Here is a 15847-nt window from a genome sequence, read left to right as displayed (position 1 = left end):
AGAGCTCACTGGAACTTGCACGTCACGACTCCCAACGGTCCGTAGTCGGCGAACACCGAGTCGCCCGCGTACACCCACATCGGCCGCGTGAACGAGCCGGCGAGGATGAGTTCGCCCGCCTTCAACGTATCGCCGTGCGGCGCGATCTTGTTCGCCAGCCAGGCCACGCCGTTGGCGGGGTTGTTGAGCACGCCGCCCGCGAGACCGGTCTCCTCGATGCCCTCGTTGCGGTAGAGCATCGCGCCGGCCCAGCGCAGGTCGAGCTCGTCGGGGCGCACCGGCCGCCCGCCGATCACCATCACGCCCATCGCCGCGTTGTCGCTGATGGTGTCGACGATGGTGCGCCCCTCCATCTCGATGCGCGAGTCGAGGATCTCCAGGGCCGGCACCACGTATTCGGTGGCCGCGAGCACGTCGAAGAGCGTGCATCCGGGGCCCGACAGGTCGGACTTCAGCCGGAAGGCGAGCTCCACCTCGACCCGCGGATGCGTGTAGACGCCCCAGTCGAGCACGGCGCCGCTCTCGAGCACCATGTCGTCGAAGATGATGCCGAAGTCGGGCTCGGCGATGCCGGTCGCCGCCTGCATGGCCTTCGAGGTGAGCCCGATCTTGTGGCCGACGAGCGTGCGGCCGGCCGCTTCGTTGCGGGAGCGCCAGAGCGACTGCACCCTGTACGAATCCTCGATGGTCATCTCCGGATGGCGCGCGGTGATCAGCGGAACCGGTGTGCGGGTGCGGGCCGCCTCCACCAGTTCGTCCGCGATCGCGGTGATCGTCTCCTCGTCGAGCATGACGTCCTCGTCTCTTCTCGCTCCGTGCCGATGGGCCGCCCTGATGTCGGTCGCCCTCCGTGGTCGCACTCATGCTGGCACGAAGATGATGGTTTGCATCGTCGATCTTATCGTATACGATCTCAGCATGACGTACGAAGAAGTCTCGTCCGACGCGGTCATCCCCTACGATCCCGCCGGCGCCGACCGCCCCGGCAAGGTGATCGCGCTGCACCTGAACTACCCCAGCCGCATCGCGCAGCGTGGCCGCACGCCCGCCCAGCCCTCCTACTTCGTCAAGCCCAGCACCTCGGTGAGCGGCAGCGGTACGCCGATCGAGCGCCCGGCCGGCACGGAGCTGCTGGCGTTCGAGGGCGAGATCGCGCTCGTGATCGGCCGGACCGCCCGAGGCGTCGTCCAAGACGGCGCGTGGCGGTACGTGCGGGCCGTCACCGCGGCGAACGACTTCGGCGTCTACGACCTGCGCTACGCCGACAAGGGCTCCAACCTGCGCTCGAAGGGCGGCGACGGCTTCACCCCGCTCGGCCCGGCCCTGATCGACGCCCGCACGGTCGATCCGGCCGCCCTGCGCATCCGCACCTGGGTCGACGGCGAGCTCGTGCAAGACGACACCACCGCCGGCCTCGTGTTCCCCTTCGAGCAGCTCGTCGCCGACCTCTCGCGGCTGATCACGCTCGAACCGGGCGACGTCATCCTCACCGGCACCCCCGCCGGGTCGAGCGTGGTGCGGCCCGGCCAGACCGTCGAGGTCGAGGTCGACGCTCCGGATGCCGTGGGCGCGCCGTCGACCGGCCGTCTCGTCACGCGCGTGGTCGAGGGCTCGTCGCAGCCCGGGGCCTTCGGCGCCGGCCCGAAGATCGACGACCTGCAGCGCGCCGAGGCCTGGGGCAGCGCCGAGGCCGCCGGTCTCGAGCCCGCCTGGCAGCTCACCGAGGAGCGCCGCGCGAAGCTGGCCTCCGTGGCCACGGCAACCCTCAGCTCGCAGCTGCGCAAGCTCGGCTTCGACGACGTGAGCATCGACGGCGTGAAGCCCACGCATCCGGGCGAGAAGATGATCGGCCGCGCCCGCACGCTGCGCTTCATCCCGGCCCGGCCCGATCTGTTCGCCAGCCACGGCGGCGGGTACAACGCCCAGAAGCGCGCCTTCGACGGGCTGACTCCCGGCGACGTGCTGGTCATCGAGGCCCGCGGCATCTCCGGCACCGGGACGGTCGGCGACATCCTCGCCCTCCGCGCGCAGGTGCGGGGCGCCGCCGGCATCGTGACCGACGGCGGCATCCGCGACATCGCCGCGGTGTCGGCGCTCGGCATCCCGGCCTACTCGCAGGGCGGGCACCCCGCCGTGCTCGGCCGCCGGCACGTGCCGTGGGACGTCGACGTGACGATCGCCTGCGGCGGCGCCGCGGTGCAGCCGGGCGACGTGATCGTGGGCGACGACGACGGCGTGCTCGTCATCCCGCCGCACCTGGTCGACGAGGTGGTCGACGCCGCGATCGTGCAGGAGCGCGAGGAGGAGTTCATCGCCGCCCGGGTCGCCGAGGGAGAGTCGGTCGACGGGCTCTACCCGATGAACGCGGCCTGGAAGGCGCGGTACGCCGAGCAGGATGCGAACGAGCAGCAGGATGCGAACGAGCAGCAGGAGGGCGAGAACCGTGGCGAATGAACCCCCCGAGACCGTGACCGAGACCGTGACGCCCGCCCAGTCGGCGCAGAGCAAGTCCGAGCGGGCCTACTCCCACATCAAGGAGCGCATCGAGAACGGCAGCTACACGCCCGGCTACCGCCTCGTGCTGGGCCAGATCGCGAAGCAGCTGGAGATCAGCGTGGTGCCCGTGCGTGAGGCCATCCGCCGCCTCGAGGCCGAGGGTGCCGTCACCTTCGAGCGCAACATCGGCGCGCAGGTCGCGATGGTCGACGAGCGCGAGTACTTCTACACGATGGAGACGCTGAGCCTCGTGGAGGGGATGGCGACCGCGCTGTCGGCCCCCTTCGTGACGCCGCTCGACCTCGTCGAGGCGCGCGACATCAACGCGGCGATGCGCGACTGCCTCGACCACTTCGACCCGCACCGCTTCACCGAGCTGAACCGCGAGTTCCACGCCGTGATCTTCGAGCACTGCCCGAACCCGCACATCCTCGACCTCGTGCACCGCGGCTGGAAGCGCCTCGCCGTGCTGCGCGATTCGGTCTTCGGCTTCGTGCCCGGCCGCGCCCGGGAGTCGGTGGAGGAGCACGAACGCCTGCTGCAGCTGATCGAGAGCGGCGCACCCGCCCTCGACATCGAGCTCGCCGCCCGCGCCCACCGCACCGGCACGCTCGACGCCCTCCTCCATCACCAAGCGAACGCCCACCACCCCCAGAAGCCCCACCCCGTGAATCAAGGACGATGACCATGACCACCCAGGAAACCCCCACCACCCGGGCGCCCCAGCCCGCCACCCCCGTCCCGCACGTCCCCGAGGGCCTGCCCGAGCGCATCCGGCACTACATCGGCGGTGCCTTCGTCGACAGCGTCGGCGGCGAGACCTTCGACGTGCTCGACCCGGTGTCGAACGAGACCTACGTGCAGGCCGCGGCCGGTCAGAAGGCCGACATCGACCTCGCCGTCGCCGCCGCCCGCCAGGCCTTCGACGAGGGCCCGTGGCCCCGGATGCTGCCGCGGGCGCGCTCGCGCATCCTGAACAAGATCGCCGACATCGTGGAGTCGCGCGACGCCCGCCTCGCCGAGCTGGAGTCGTTCGACTCGGGCCTGCCGATCACGCAGGCGCTCGGGCAGGCGCAGCGCGCGGCCGAGAACTTCCGCTTCTTCGCCGACCTGATCGTGGCGCAGGCCGACGACACCTACAAGGTGCCCGGCCGTCAGCTGAACTACGTGAACCGCAAGCCTAAGGGCGTCGCGGGCCTGATCACGCCCTGGAACACCCCCTTCATGCTCGAGAGCTGGAAGCTCGCCCCGGCCCTGGCATCCGGATGCACCGTGGTGCTGAAGCCGGCCGAGTTCACGCCGCTCTCGGCGAGCCTGTGGGCCGACATCTTCCGCGAGGCGGGCGTGCCCGACGGCGTGTTCAACCTCGTGAACGGCCTGGGCGAAGAGGCCGGCGACGCACTCGTGAAGCACACCGACGTGCAGCTGATCTCGTTCACGGGCGAGAGCTCGACCGGGCAGCTGATCTTCGCGAACTGCGCGCCCACCCTCAAGGGAATGTCGATGGAGCTCGGCGGCAAGTCGCCGGCCGTCATCTTCGCCGACGCCGATCTGGATGCCGCCCTCGACTCGACCCTGTTCGGCGTGTTCTCGCTGAACGGCGAGCGCTGCACCGCGGGCTCGCGCATCCTCGTCGAGCGCCCGGTCTACGAGGAGTTCATCGAGCGCTACGCCGCCCGCGCCAAGAACATCGTGGTGGGCGACCCGCACGACCCGAAGACCGAGGTGGGCGCCCTCGTGCACCCCGAGCACTTCGCGAAGGTGATGAGCTACGTCGAGATCGGCAAGAGCGAGGGCCGCCTGCTCGCCGGAGGAGGCCGCCCGGCGCACCTGCCGACCGGCAACTACGTCGAGCCGACCGTGTTCGCCGACGTGGCTCCGGATGCGCGCATCTTCCAGGAGGAGATCTTCGGCCCCGTCGTGGCGATCACGCCCTTCGACACCGAGGAGGAGGCGCTCGAGCTCGCCAACGGTGTGAAGTACGGCCTCGCCGCCTACATCTGGACCTCGAACCTCGAGCGGGCGCACACCTTCGCCCAGGCCGTGGACTCGGGCATGGTGTGGCTCAACTCGCACAACGTGCGCGACCTGCGCACCCCCTTCGGCGGCGTGAAGGCGAGCGGCCTAGGCCACGAGGGCGGTTACCGCTCGCTCGACTTCTACAGCGACCAGCAGGCCGTGCACATCACCCTCGGCCCCGTGCACACCGCCCGCTTCGGCGCCAACTGACCCTCTCCCCCCCCCAACTCACCCACCTCCCGCCGACCCGTCACTTTCTCCCGCTTTCACCCCGCCGAAGCGGGACGAACTGACGGGTCGGCGAACAGAGAAAGACAGTTCAATGACGAATGACGACATCCTGACCGGACCCATCCCCACCCCCTCGGCGACGCCGCCGGACATCCTGCGCTGCGCGTACATGGAGATCGTGGTGACCGACCTCGCCAAGTCGCGCGAGTTCTACGTCGACATCCTCGGCCTCGTGGTGACCGAGGAGGACGAGAACGCGATCTACCTGCGCAGCTTCGAGGAGTTCATCCACCACAACCTCGTGCTGCGTCAGGGCCCGGTCGCCGCCGTCGCCGCCTTCTCCTACCGGGTGCGCACGCCCGAAGACGTCGACCTCGCCGAGGCCTATTACAAGGAGCTCGGATGCCGCACCGAGCGCCGCAGCGACGGTTTCGTGAACGGCATCGGCGACTCCGTACGGGTCACCGATCCGCTGGGCTTCCCGTACGAGTTCTTCTACTCGGTCGAGCACGTCGAGCGCCTGGCCTGGCGCTACGACCTCTACGGCCCCGGCGCGCTCGTGCGCCTCGACCACTTCAACCAGGTGACCCCGGACGTGCCGCGCGGCCGCAAGTACCTCGAAGACCTCGGCTTCCGCGTGACCGAAGACATCCAGGACGAAGACGGCGTCACCTACGCCGCGTGGCTGCGCCGCAAGGACACCGTGCACGACACCGCCCTCACCGGCGGAGACGGACCGCGGATGCATCACATCGCGTTCTCGACGCACGAGAAGCACAACATCCTCTACATCTGCGACAAGCTCGGTGCGCTGCGCAAGAGCGACCTGATCGAGCGCGGCCCCGGCCGGCACGGCGTCTCCAACGCCTTCTACCTCTACATCACCGACCCCGACGGCCACCGAGTGGAGATCTACACGCAGGACTACTACACCGGCGACCCCGACAACCCGGTGGTCACCTGGGACGTGCACGACAACCAGCGCCGCGACTGGTGGGGCAACCCGGTGGTGCCGAGCTGGTACACCGAGGCCTCCTTGGTGCTCGACCTCGACGGCAACCCGCAGCCCGTGATCGCGCGCACCGATGCCAGCGAGATGGCCGTCACGGTCGGCGCCGACGGCTTCTCGTACACCCGCAAGGACGACACGGTCGAGGGCTTCAAGCTCGGGAACACGCTGTGAGCGCCGCCGGCACGGGCCTCGCTCCGGCCGAGCAGACACTGCTCGACGGCGTCCCCACGAAGCTCTACATCGGCGGCGAGTGGGTGGATGCGGCATCCGGCAAGACCCTCGACGTCTACGACCCCGCGACCGGCGAGGTCATCGCGAGCATCGCGGATGCCGGCGTCGACGACGGGGCCCGGGCCCTGGATGCGGCCGTCGCCGCGCAGGCCGACTGGGCCGCGACCCCGCCCCGGGTGCGTGGCGAGATCCTGCGCCGCACCTTCGACCTGCTGCAGGAGCGCAAAGAAGAAGCCGCGCTGCTGATGACCATCGAGATGGGCAAGCCGCTCGCCGAGGCGCGCGGCGAGGTCGCCTACGGCGGCGAGTTCCTGCGCTGGTTCAGCGAGGAGGCGGTGCGCATCGCGGGCCGCTACGGCTCGAACCCCGAGGGCACCGGCCGGATGATCGTCACCCAGCGCCCGGTGGGCCCGACGTTCCTCATCACCCCGTGGAACTTCCCGCTCGCGATGGCCACCCGCAAGCTCGCGCCCGCGATCGCGGCCGGCTGCACGAGCGTGATCAAGCCCGCCGCGCTCACCCCGCTGACGACGCTCTTCCTGGTGAAGCTGCTCGAGGAGGCGGGCCTGCCGAAGGGCGTGGTCAATGTCATCACCACCACGACGACCGGCCCGGTCTCCGGCGCGATCATCGCCGACCCCCGCCTGCGCAAGCTCAGCTTCACGGGCTCGACCCCGGTGGGCGTGCAACTGCTCAAGCAGGCGGCCGACAACGTGCTGAAGACCTCGATGGAGCTCGGCGGCAACGCCCCGTTCGTGGTGTTCGACGACGCCGACCTCGACAAGGCCGTGGAGGGCGCGCTGCTGGCGAAGTTCCGCAACATCGGCCAGGCCTGCACCGCCGCAAACCGCTTCATCGTGCACGAGAAGGTGGCCGACGAGTTCGGCCGCCGCCTCGCCGAGCGGGTGAAGGCGTTCCGGATCGGGCGCGGCACCGAGGAAGGCGTGACGATCGGCCCGCTGATCGACGACAAGGCCGTGGCCAAGGTCGGCTCGCTCGTCGACGACGCCGTCGGGCGCGGGGCCTCCCTGCTGACCGGCGGATCCGCGGTGCAGGGGCCCGGCTCGTTCTACGAGCCGACGGTGCTCGCCGACGTGCAGCAGGGCAGCGACATCCTGAGCGAGGAGATCTTCGGGCCGGTGCTGTCGATCACGACCTTCACCGATGAGGCGGATGCTGTGGCGAAGGCCAACGCGACCGAGTACGGCCTGGTGGGGTACGTGTTCACGAAGGACCTGGCCCGCGGCCAGCGCCTGATCGACTCGATCGACACCGGCATGATGGGGCTGAACACGGGCGTGGTGTCGAACGCCGCCGCCCCGTTCGGCGGCGTGAAGCAGTCGGGGCTCGGCCGCGAGGGCGGCTTCGAGGGTATTCACGAGTACCTCGAGACGAAGTACGTGCTGACGCCCGACCCCTTCGCGTGATCACGATCCGGTGAACCTCCCGGGGTTCACCGGATCGCACCGGCCCGCGGCGCGATAAAATCACAACCAGCCCGCCCTGAACCCCGGCGGGCGACGACTCGCTGTTACAAGGTGGTAATACGTGAACGAGATGGCTTCTCCCCGACCCACCGGCCCCGTGCGCGCCACGGTGTCGAACGGATTCCGCGACTTCCGCGACGCCGTCGCCGGATCGTTCGTGCCCCTGGAGGTCGGCAGCCTCGGCGCCGGCCCGTTCTGGGGCCGCCTGCGCACGGTCGACGTCGACGCCGTGCACGTCACCGAGGTGAAGGCCACCCGCCACACCGTCGAGCGCACCCCGCTGCTGATCGAGGCGAACGACCCGCGCTACTACAAGGCCAGCCTGCAGGTCTCGGGCACCGGTCTGCTCATCCAGGACGGCCGCGAGGCGCTCCTCCAGCCCGGCGACCTGGCCATCTACGACACCGACCGGCCCTACTCGCTCGTCTTCGAAGAGGACATCCGGATGCTCGTGCTGATGTTCCCGCGCGAGAGCATCGGCCTCCCGCCGGAGATGGTGGGGCAGCTCACCGCCCACCGTTTCTCGAGCGACGACGGGCTCGGCGGCATGATCATCCCCTTCCTCAACACGGTGTCGCAGAACATCGACCGGGTGGGCGGGCTCGCCGGGCCCAGGCTGGTGCAGACCGCGCTCGACCTGATCACCACGATGTTCGCCAGCGAGCTCGACCTGGAGGCGGCATCCGGAGACTCGCACCAGCTGCTGATGCAGCAGATCCGCGGGTACATCGACGCGAACCTCGGCTCGCCCGAGCTGGGGCCGGCGCAGATCGCCGCCGCGCATTTCATCTCCACCCGGCACCTGCACGGGCTGTTCCGCGAGAAGGGCACGACGGTGTCGACCTGGATCCGGGAGCGCCGGCTCGACCGGTGCCGCCGCGATCTGGTCGATCCGCTGAACGCGCACCTCTCGGTGAGCGCGATCGCGGCGCGCTGGGGGTTCCTGGATGCCGCGCACTTCTCGCGCGTCTTCAAGGCCGCGCACGGGGCTTCGCCGAGCGAGCTGCGGCTCGCCTCGCTGCGGCTCACGCCCTGACCTGCTGACGCCGTGAGGGAGGCCCGGCCGCGCTCTCGGTGAGCGGGCCGAGCATCCGCACCGTCAGCCCAGCAGGAACTCGGCTGCCTTCTCGCCGATCACCACGGCCGGGCCGTTGGTGTTGCCCGTGGTGATGCGCGGCATGATCGAGGCGTCGGCCACCATCAGGCCCGTCACCCCGTGCACCCGCAGGCGCGGGTCGACCACGGCCAGCTCGTCGACGCCCATCTTGCAGGTGCCGACCTGGTGGTGGTACGTGATGGCGGTGCGTCGCACGTAGTCGCGCAGGGCCTCGTCGTCGTCGACATCCGGGCCCGGGTAGATCTCCGTCGCGCCCCAGCCCTCGGCCAGCGCGGTGGCCCGGCCGATCTCGCGCACCTGGCGCACGCTCCACTCGAGGGCCGCCAGGTCGTCGTCGTGGCCGAGCGCGTTGATGTCGATCAGCACCTCGGCGTGCGGGTCGGAGCCGGCGAGGGTGAGGCGCCCGCGGGCCTTCGGCGAGACGATGCCGCCCATCAGGGTGAAGCCCCATTCGGGCCCGGTCATCCACGGCTCGTACATCGGCACGCCGAAGTGGATGGGCTGCGTGTCGGGCAGCTCGAGATCGGGCCGGCTGCGGGCGAAGAGGTGGGTCTGGGTGACGCCGTTGCCCGGGGTGGGCGGGTCGATCCGCCGCTCGGTGGAGAAGATCACCGGGCTGAGCAGGTGGTCGTGCAGGTTCTGGCCGACGCCTGGGGAGTCGACCACCACGTCGAAGCCGAGCTCGCGCAGCTCGTCGGCCGGGCCGATGCCGCTGCGCAGCAGCACTCGGGGGGAGTCGATGGCGCCGGCCGAGAGCACGGTCTCGTCGGCGAACACCTGGTGCACGGAGCCGGCCTGCTCGTACTCCACGCCCACCACGCGGGTGCCCTCGAACAGCAGCCGGTGCACCCAGGCGCCGGTGCGCACGTCGAGCAACGGGCTGTCGATCACGGGCTGCACGTAGGCGAGCCAGGTGTTCAGGCGCTTGCCGTCGCGCACCGTCACCTGCTCCTTCGAGACGCCGTCGAGGCGTTCGCCGTTGTAGTCCGGGTTCTCGGGAACACCGCTCTGCACCGCGGCGTCGAGGATCGACTGCTGGATGGGGTCGAGCTCGTAGGTGGTGACGTCGAGCGGGCCCTCGGTGCCGCGCAGCTCGGAGGGGGCGCCGTGCCAGTTCTCGATCCGTTTGTAGACGGGCAGCACGTCGTCCCACCCCCAGCCCTCGTTGCCGAGCGAGGCCCAGTGGTCGAAGTCCTGCGGGGCGCAGCGCACCCAGATCATGGCGTTGAGGGAGTGCGAGCCACCGAGCACTTTGCCGCGCGGCAGGTGCAGGCGGCGGTCGGCGGCGTGCTCCTGGGGAACGGTGAAGTAGTCCCAGTCGTCGACGCTGTGCCAGATCTCGCCGAGCCGCGCCGGGTCGTGGATCGCAGGATTCGTGTCGTGACCGCCGGCCTCCAGCAGAACGACGCTGCGCCCGGCATCCACCAGGCGGCGCACCAGCACCGACCCCGCCGACCCCGCACCGACCACGATCACATCCGGACGTTCGATCATCCTGCGTCTCCTCTCTGATGACACTGCGACCACGGTGCCAGAGCACGCCCGGCCGTGGGTTCCCGGCGGAGCATCCGTTCGCTGAGAGTCAATCCCCGTGCCCGGCCCGACAACCTCGGCCCCCGGCTCTGCGGAAAAACTGGCGGCATCCACCCGTGAACGACGACCGCAGACGACGAAAGGGGTCACCATGGCCGACATCTCCGAGCACCTCGAGGCCGCGGGCGACCAGTGGCGCAGCTACGACGAGTTCGCCGCCGGGATCGACACCTACCGCCTGCCGGGCGTGGACCTGACTGGGCGATGGGTCGAGCTCGACCTGGGTGGGGATCGGCTGCGCCTCGAGTTCCCGGATGTGGGGCTCGCGCGCTGGTCGTCGCCCGCGTTCGGCGGGGGGTCGGCTGCCGACGAGGATCCTGGACACGGCGACCCGGCATCCGTCGACCCGGCATCCGGCGACCCCGCATCCGTCGACCCCTACGATGCCGTGCAGGTGCGCCCCGGCGTCGTGTTCGTGAACCTCGAGCTGGCGAGCCGCGAGCGGGAGGCGATCACGGTGATCTGGTCGACCCGCACCGGGCGTGCGCTGGTGACGCACTCGCGCATCCGCAGTGCGGAGGAGGCCGCCGCCGACGGCGAGCCGCAGGTGACGCAGACCTTCCACCCCGGTGTGCTCACGGCCACCGAGGCGGGCCCGGCCGCTGCCCCCTCCGGGCCCGCGCCGGCTCCCTCGCGCGACCTGATCGGCAAGCGCAACGTCTACCGCTACAGCCCCGAGCACCTCTACGAGCACACCTACATGTCGTCGGAGCGCTACATGTGGCAGTGCCTGCAGGGTGTGCAGCGCGGCCACGGCGACGTCGACCGTTCGAGCGTCTGGAAGTTCGACGAGGGCCTGTACCTCTTCTGCTTCCGGGAGTTCAAGATCGCCGTGGCGAGCGTGTGGCTGCACGACCTCGGCTACGACCTGCGCACCACCGGCATCTTCCTCGGCCTCACGGCCTCCGGCGCCGCGGCCCACTCCCGTGCCGGCGGCCACATCTACCCCCTCGGCGCCGTCGCCTACCCCGACGTGCAGCCCGTCTGAAGGTCGACCGGGCGGGCGACTAGGCCGGGGAGTCGGGCGATGCCGGATGCGCCGGGCGTGAGACCGGCCGTGGCGCGGGCAGCGATGCGACGATGACCTCGGTCGAGCTGACGTCGGCGAGGGCCTCGCGGCGCACGTCGTCGAGGTAGCTCACGTGCGTCTGGAACGCCGCCTGGGCCGCACCGGGGTCGCCCGCAGCGATCGCCTGGTAGATGGCGTGGTGCTGGTTCGTTACCGTCTCGCGGTCGAGAAGCTCCACGAACACCGTGTTGGTGGCCGGCCTCATCAGGTGCACCGACTTCATCGACAGCTCGAGGATCTGGTTCTTCGCGGCGCGAGTCACTGCCGTGTGGAACTCGAGGTCGAGGTCGAGCCACTCCACGATGTCCATCTCGAAGTCGCGCGAGGCCTCGACCGGCCGTGCGATGGCCGCCAGGTCCTCGTCGGTGCGCCGAAGGGCCGCGAGCTCGACGCAGTGCATCTCCAGCACCCAGCGCGCCTCATCCACGTCTCTCAGTGACACATTGCCGGCCCGGTACCACAGCCGGATGGAGTCGCTGAGCTGCTCGGCGACCGTCTCGGCATCAGGCACCGCCACGAAGGTGCCGCCGTTGCTCCCGCGCGCCGACTGCACCAGCCCGGTGGCCGAGAGCAGTTTCAGCGCCTCCCGTGCGGTGGCGCGCGAGACGTCGAAGGTCTCGCCGAGTTCGAGCTCGCTCGGCAGCCGCTCGCCCGGCTCCCAGAGGCCCTCGCCGATGGCACGGCGGAGTTGCCGCGCGATCTGGCCGGAGGCGTCTTTGCGCTCCAGCTGCTCGGGCACGAAGGAGCGCTGGCTCATGCTGTCCTCTCGGTCTCGAAACAAAACATTTACATATCCGGCACATGCGTGCAATATTTCCGATGTTGGATGTCCAATGTTAGACATTTGCAATATCGATCCACATCACCATTCCTATGAACCAAACCGGATCCAGCTTAGGAGATCACCGTGAACCCCAGACGGATCGCCACCACGGTCGCCGCCCTCGCCGCCGTGGCGGCACTCGCGGCCTGCAGCGCCCCCGCCCCCGCCGGAGAGGCCACCTCGGCACCGGCCGCCACCGCCGTCGCCAGCAGTGAGGCGATGACGGCCACACTCGACTACATCGACGCCGGACTCCCCGACCTAGGCGGGGCGAAGATCGCCTACATCGCCGAGTGCGCCACCGAGAACACCTTCTGCCAAACCCGCTGGCAGGGTGCTCAGGATGCCGCGGCCGCGGTGGGCGCCGAGGTCACTCTGTTCAGCGCCGCCTTCGACCCCAGTGCGCAGTTGACGCAGGTGCAGGACGCCATCCAACGCGGCTTCGACGGCTACGTGTTCTCGCCGGTCGCCGACTCTTCGGGCTGCGCCGACTACGAACTTCTCGCCGCGACCGGGAAGCCCGTCGCCACGATCAACAGCCCGATGTGCGGCGACGCCGACTACACCGACGGCACCGCCGGATTCGTGGCGATGCAGACCGAGTCGTACTTCCTCGAGCACCTGCAGAACGCTTTCGCCTCCTGCGAGGGCGACTGCCAGGCGGTCGCCGTGGGCGGCTTCGTGGGCAGCGACCTGTTCACCCGCTGGGAGAGCGCGCTCGCCCAGGCCGAGTCCGAGTATCCGAACGTCACCGTGGTCTCCGACCAGCCGGGGAGCTTCGACCCGGCCACGGCGCTCACCGTGGTGCAGGACGCCCTGAGCAGCAACCCCGACGTCGATCTGGTGGTCTCCTCCTGGGACGACATGACCCGCGGCGTGGAGCAGGCCATCGTCGCCGCCGGTAAGACACCGGGCACCGACGTGCGCATCTACAGCGTCGGTGGCACCGAGCTCGGCGTGGCGAAGGTGGCCGACGGCACCTGGAACGGCACCACCGTCCTGCTCCCCTACGAGGAGTCGTACTACGGCGTCGTGCAGCTCGCCAAGGCGCTGGACACCGGCGAGATGACCCCCGGCTTCACCTACCTGGCCGACTCGCCGGTGGTGCTCGACGGGCCGGGCTCGATCTTCATCACCACCGAGAACGCCGCCGAGTTCACACCGGAGTACTGATCGTGACGATCGCAAGCCCGGGGGCGGTCGCTGCGGGCGCACCCGTGGCCGCCCACGCCGTGCCCGCCCTCGCCGTCCGGGGGCTCCGCAAGAGCTACCCCGGCGTGCGTGCGGTCGACGGCGTGAGCCTCACCGTCGGCGCCGGGCGCGTGCACGGCCTCGTGGGCGAGAACGGCGCCGGCAAGTCCACTCTGATGAAGATGATCGCGGGCGCGATCGCTGAGGACGAGGGCGAGATCCTGGTCTGGGGCGTGCCCGTGGGCGGGGGTGATCCGAAGCGGTCCTCGGCCGCCGGCGTCGCCACGATCTACCAGGAACTCACCATCGTCCCGGACATGACGGCGCAGTCCAACGTGCTGCTCGGGCGCCTGCCCACCCGATTCGGGATCGTCGACCGCCGCCGGGCCGCCGCCCGCTACCGCGCCGCCGCCGAGGCGGTCGGCACCGCGGTACCCGCTTCGGCGCTCGCCGGCACGCTGTCCACCGCCGCGCAGCAGCTCCTGGAGATCATGCGCGCCGTCGACAGCGGGCACCGCCTCGTGATGATGGACGAGCCCACAGCCTCGCTCGGGCCCGAGGACATCGCCCACCTGCACGAGGTCATCCGGGGGCTCAAGGCCGAGGGCTGCGGCATCGTCTACGTCTCGCACGACCTCGATGCGGTGCTCGAGGTCTGCGACGAGGTCACAGTGCTCCGCGAGGGCGCCGTGGTGGAGTCGCGGCCGGCGGATGCCTGGACGAAGCCGGGCCTCATCCGCGCCATGCTGGGCGGGGTCGAGCTCGAGCAGATCGCCGCGCCCCGCGAGTCGGGTCCGCTCGGTGAACCGCTGCTCGAGGTGCGCGACCTGCGTGCGCCCGGTGTGAGCCTGGACCACCTGCGAGTGCACGCCGGAGAGATCGTCGGCCTCGCCGGGCTGGTGGGCTCCGGGCGCACCCGGCTTCTCCGGGCGCTCGCCGGCGCCGATCCCGTGGACGGCGGCGCGATGGCGCTCGACGGCCGCACCGTACGCTGGCCGGCTTCGCCGACCACCGGCACCCGGCTCGGGATCGCGCTGGCACCCGAGGACCGCAAGGCACAGGGACTGGTGCTCGACCGGCCCGCCGCCTGGAACGTGGCGCTCGGCCGCTTCGGCACGGCGTCTCGGGGTGGCCCCGTACGGTTGTCCCGCCTCACCCGCTGGGCGCGCGCCGGCGCCTCGGCCGTCGGCTTCTCTCCCGAGCGGCTCCGTGGCGCCGCGGGCGAGCTGTCCGGCGGCAACCAGCAGAAGCTCGTGCTGGCCCGCTGGCTCAGCCGCCCGGTGCGCTGCCTGCTGCTGGACGAACCGACCCGCGGCATCGACATCGGGGCGAAGGCGCAGATCTTCGAGACCACTCGACGGATCGCCGCCGAGGGCCGCGCCGTGGTGTGGTCCAGCAGCGACCTCGACGAAGTGGTCAGCCACAGCGATCGCGTGCTCGTGGTGGCGTCCGGCCGCGTGGTGGCCGAGCTGCCCGCCGGATGCTCCGTGCACCAGGTGCTCGAGATCGCCTTCGCCGCGGGTACCGCGAGCACCGGCGCCTCGGGCGCCCCGAACCAGGAAAGGACAGCAGCATGACCGCCGCATCCCTCCCGGCGGGCCGGGCGCATCCGCTCGCCGCCGTGCTCCGCCGCTACGGAATCGTCGTGGCGCTGGCCGTGCTGGTCGCCGTGATCGCGATCGCCCAGCCCGGCTTCCTCGCCGGCGGCAACCTGATGAACATCCTCAGCCAGTGGGCGCCGGTGGGCATCATGGGCATCGGCATGACCTACGTGGTGATCACGGGCGGCTTCGACCTCTCGGTCGGGGCGATCTACTCGCTCTGCGCCGTGGTGGCCGCCGCCCTCGGGCAGACCCAGGCGCCGCTCGTCGCCTTCGCCGCGGCCATCGGCGTCGGCCTCCTGGTGGGTGCCGTGAACGGCTTCGTAGTGACAGGCCTGCGCGTGAATCCGTTCATCGCCACGCTCGGCATGTCGCTCGTGATCGGCGGGGCCACGCTGGTGCTCACCGGCAACGTGGCCTTCGTGGTCGACTTCGAGCCGTTCCGCGTTCTCGGCACCGGCCGGCTGCTCGGCATCCCGTTCTCGGGCATGCTGCTCATCCTGCTGCTCATCGTGGCGGGGCTCGTGCTGGCCTACACGCCGTTCGGCCAGAGCATCTACGCCGTGGGCGGCAACACCGAGGCGAGCCGGCTGGCCGGTATCCGCACCGGGCTGGTCACGGCGTCGAGCTATGCGATCTCGGGGCTGTGCGCGGGCATCGCCGGCATCATCACGGCCTCACAGCTCGGTTCGGCGCAACCCAGCACCAACCCGAACCTCGTCTTCGACGTGCTGACGGTGGTGATCGTCGGCGGCACCTCGCTGAGCGGAGGGCGCGGTGCGATCTGGCGCACGGCCGTGGGCATCGCCATCCTCGCGACCCTGCAGAACGGCTTCAACCTGCTCGACATCGACGCCTACTACCAGAACATCATCAAGGGCCTCATCATCATCGCCGCACTCGCGACGGTCGACTGGCGGGTGCTCTCCCGCCGATTCGGTCGTACCCGGGGCGCTAGCATCCACCAGTAAGGAGAA

General features: G+C 70.3%; 13 protein-coding genes. 10 read left to right on the top strand and 3 right to left on the bottom strand.

The features are described from left to right. Nucleotides 1-5: 5 nt before the first annotated feature. Nucleotides 6-791 carry a 2-oxo-hept-4-ene-1,7-dioate hydratase gene (gene hpaH / locus ACN4JJ_RS05600; RefSeq protein ID WP_440708928.1) on the bottom strand — a complete coding sequence of 262 codons (786 nt, stop codon included), beginning with the start codon at nucleotides 789-791 and terminating at the stop codon, nucleotides 6-8. Nucleotides 792-918: 127 nt separating this feature from the next. On the opposite strand from hpaH, the gene ACN4JJ_RS05595 reads away from it, so the two are divergent. The 6 genes from ACN4JJ_RS05595 (at nucleotide 919) to ACN4JJ_RS05570 (ending at nucleotide 8512) form a co-directional block, all read left to right on the top strand. Further along, the gene (locus tag ACN4JJ_RS05595) at nucleotides 919-2454 is read left to right on the top strand and encodes a fumarylacetoacetate hydrolase family protein (RefSeq protein ID WP_440708927.1); all 1536 of its coding nucleotides are present in this window, start codon (nucleotides 919-921) and stop codon (nucleotides 2452-2454) included. Between the two features lie 13 nt (nucleotides 2455-2467). After that, nucleotides 2468-3181, top strand: a complete 714-nt coding sequence (locus ACN4JJ_RS05590) for a GntR family transcriptional regulator (RefSeq protein ID WP_440709559.1) — start codon at nucleotides 2468-2470, stop codon at nucleotides 3179-3181. 2 nt (nucleotides 3182-3183) lie between these two features. Then, the gene (gene hpaE / locus ACN4JJ_RS05585; RefSeq protein ID WP_440708926.1) at nucleotides 3184-4725 is read left to right on the top strand and encodes a 5-carboxymethyl-2-hydroxymuconate semialdehyde dehydrogenase; all 1542 of its coding nucleotides are present in this window, start codon (nucleotides 3184-3186) and stop codon (nucleotides 4723-4725) included. A 112-nt stretch (nucleotides 4726-4837) separates the two neighbouring features. Next, nucleotides 4838-5929, top strand: a complete 1092-nt coding sequence (gene hpaD, locus ACN4JJ_RS05580) for a 3,4-dihydroxyphenylacetate 2,3-dioxygenase (RefSeq protein ID WP_440708925.1) — start codon at nucleotides 4838-4840, stop codon at nucleotides 5927-5929. Next, complete coding sequence (locus ACN4JJ_RS05575; RefSeq protein WP_440708924.1) at nucleotides 5926-7416, top strand: NAD-dependent succinate-semialdehyde dehydrogenase; 1491 nt, start codon at nucleotides 5926-5928, stop codon at nucleotides 7414-7416. Before hpaD ends, ACN4JJ_RS05575 begins: the two co-directional genes overlap by 4 nt. Nucleotides 7417-7546: 130 nt before the next feature. Next, entirely contained in the window at nucleotides 7547-8512 is a 966-nt protein-coding gene (locus ACN4JJ_RS05570; RefSeq protein ID WP_440708923.1) for an AraC-like ligand-binding domain-containing protein, read from the top strand. 63 nt (nucleotides 8513-8575) lie between these two features. On the opposite strand, the gene ACN4JJ_RS05565 is transcribed toward ACN4JJ_RS05570, so the two are convergent. Beyond that, nucleotides 8576-10087, bottom strand: coding sequence for a GMC family oxidoreductase (locus ACN4JJ_RS05565; RefSeq protein ID WP_440708922.1), 1512 nt, complete (start codon nucleotides 10085-10087; stop codon nucleotides 8576-8578). Between the two features lie 190 nt (nucleotides 10088-10277). Between ACN4JJ_RS05565 and ACN4JJ_RS05560 the strand changes: the two genes are divergently transcribed. Next, nucleotides 10278-11174 carry a MoaF C-terminal domain-containing protein gene (locus ACN4JJ_RS05560; RefSeq protein ID WP_440708921.1) on the top strand — a complete coding sequence of 299 codons (897 nt, stop codon included), beginning with the start codon at nucleotides 10278-10280 and terminating at the stop codon, nucleotides 11172-11174. A gap of 19 nt (nucleotides 11175-11193) precedes the next feature. On the opposite strand, the gene ACN4JJ_RS05555 is transcribed toward ACN4JJ_RS05560, so the two are convergent. Continuing rightward, the gene (locus tag ACN4JJ_RS05555) at nucleotides 11194-12012 is read right to left on the bottom strand and encodes a FadR/GntR family transcriptional regulator (protein WP_440708920.1); all 819 of its coding nucleotides are present in this window, start codon (nucleotides 12010-12012) and stop codon (nucleotides 11194-11196) included. A 150-nt stretch (nucleotides 12013-12162) separates the two neighbouring features. Here ACN4JJ_RS05555 and ACN4JJ_RS05550 point away from each other — a divergent pair, with 150 nt between their 5' ends. From ACN4JJ_RS05550 to ACN4JJ_RS05540, 3 genes are read left to right on the top strand one after another with little or no spacing between them, the layout of a single operon-like run. Continuing rightward, the gene (locus ACN4JJ_RS05550) at nucleotides 12163-13251 is read left to right on the top strand and encodes a sugar ABC transporter substrate-binding protein (protein WP_440708919.1); all 1089 of its coding nucleotides are present in this window, start codon (nucleotides 12163-12165) and stop codon (nucleotides 13249-13251) included. 2 nt (nucleotides 13252-13253) lie between these two features. Further along, a complete protein-coding gene (locus tag ACN4JJ_RS05545) occupies nucleotides 13254-14846 on the top strand; it encodes a sugar ABC transporter ATP-binding protein (protein ID WP_440708918.1) in 1593 nt (530 codons plus the stop codon). Further along, nucleotides 14843-15841, top strand: coding sequence for an ABC transporter permease (locus ACN4JJ_RS05540; RefSeq protein WP_440708917.1), 999 nt, complete (start codon nucleotides 14843-14845; stop codon nucleotides 15839-15841). Before ACN4JJ_RS05545 ends, ACN4JJ_RS05540 begins: the two co-directional genes overlap by 4 nt. Nucleotides 15842-15847 lie beyond the last annotated feature (6 nt).

This window comes from Herbiconiux dendrobii (assembly GCF_052048175.1).
Taxonomy (GTDB): Bacteria; Actinomycetota; Actinomycetes; order Actinomycetales; family Microbacteriaceae; genus Herbiconiux.
Note: the sequence above shows the minus strand (reverse complement) of the source record. Positions and strands in the feature narration are given on the sequence as shown.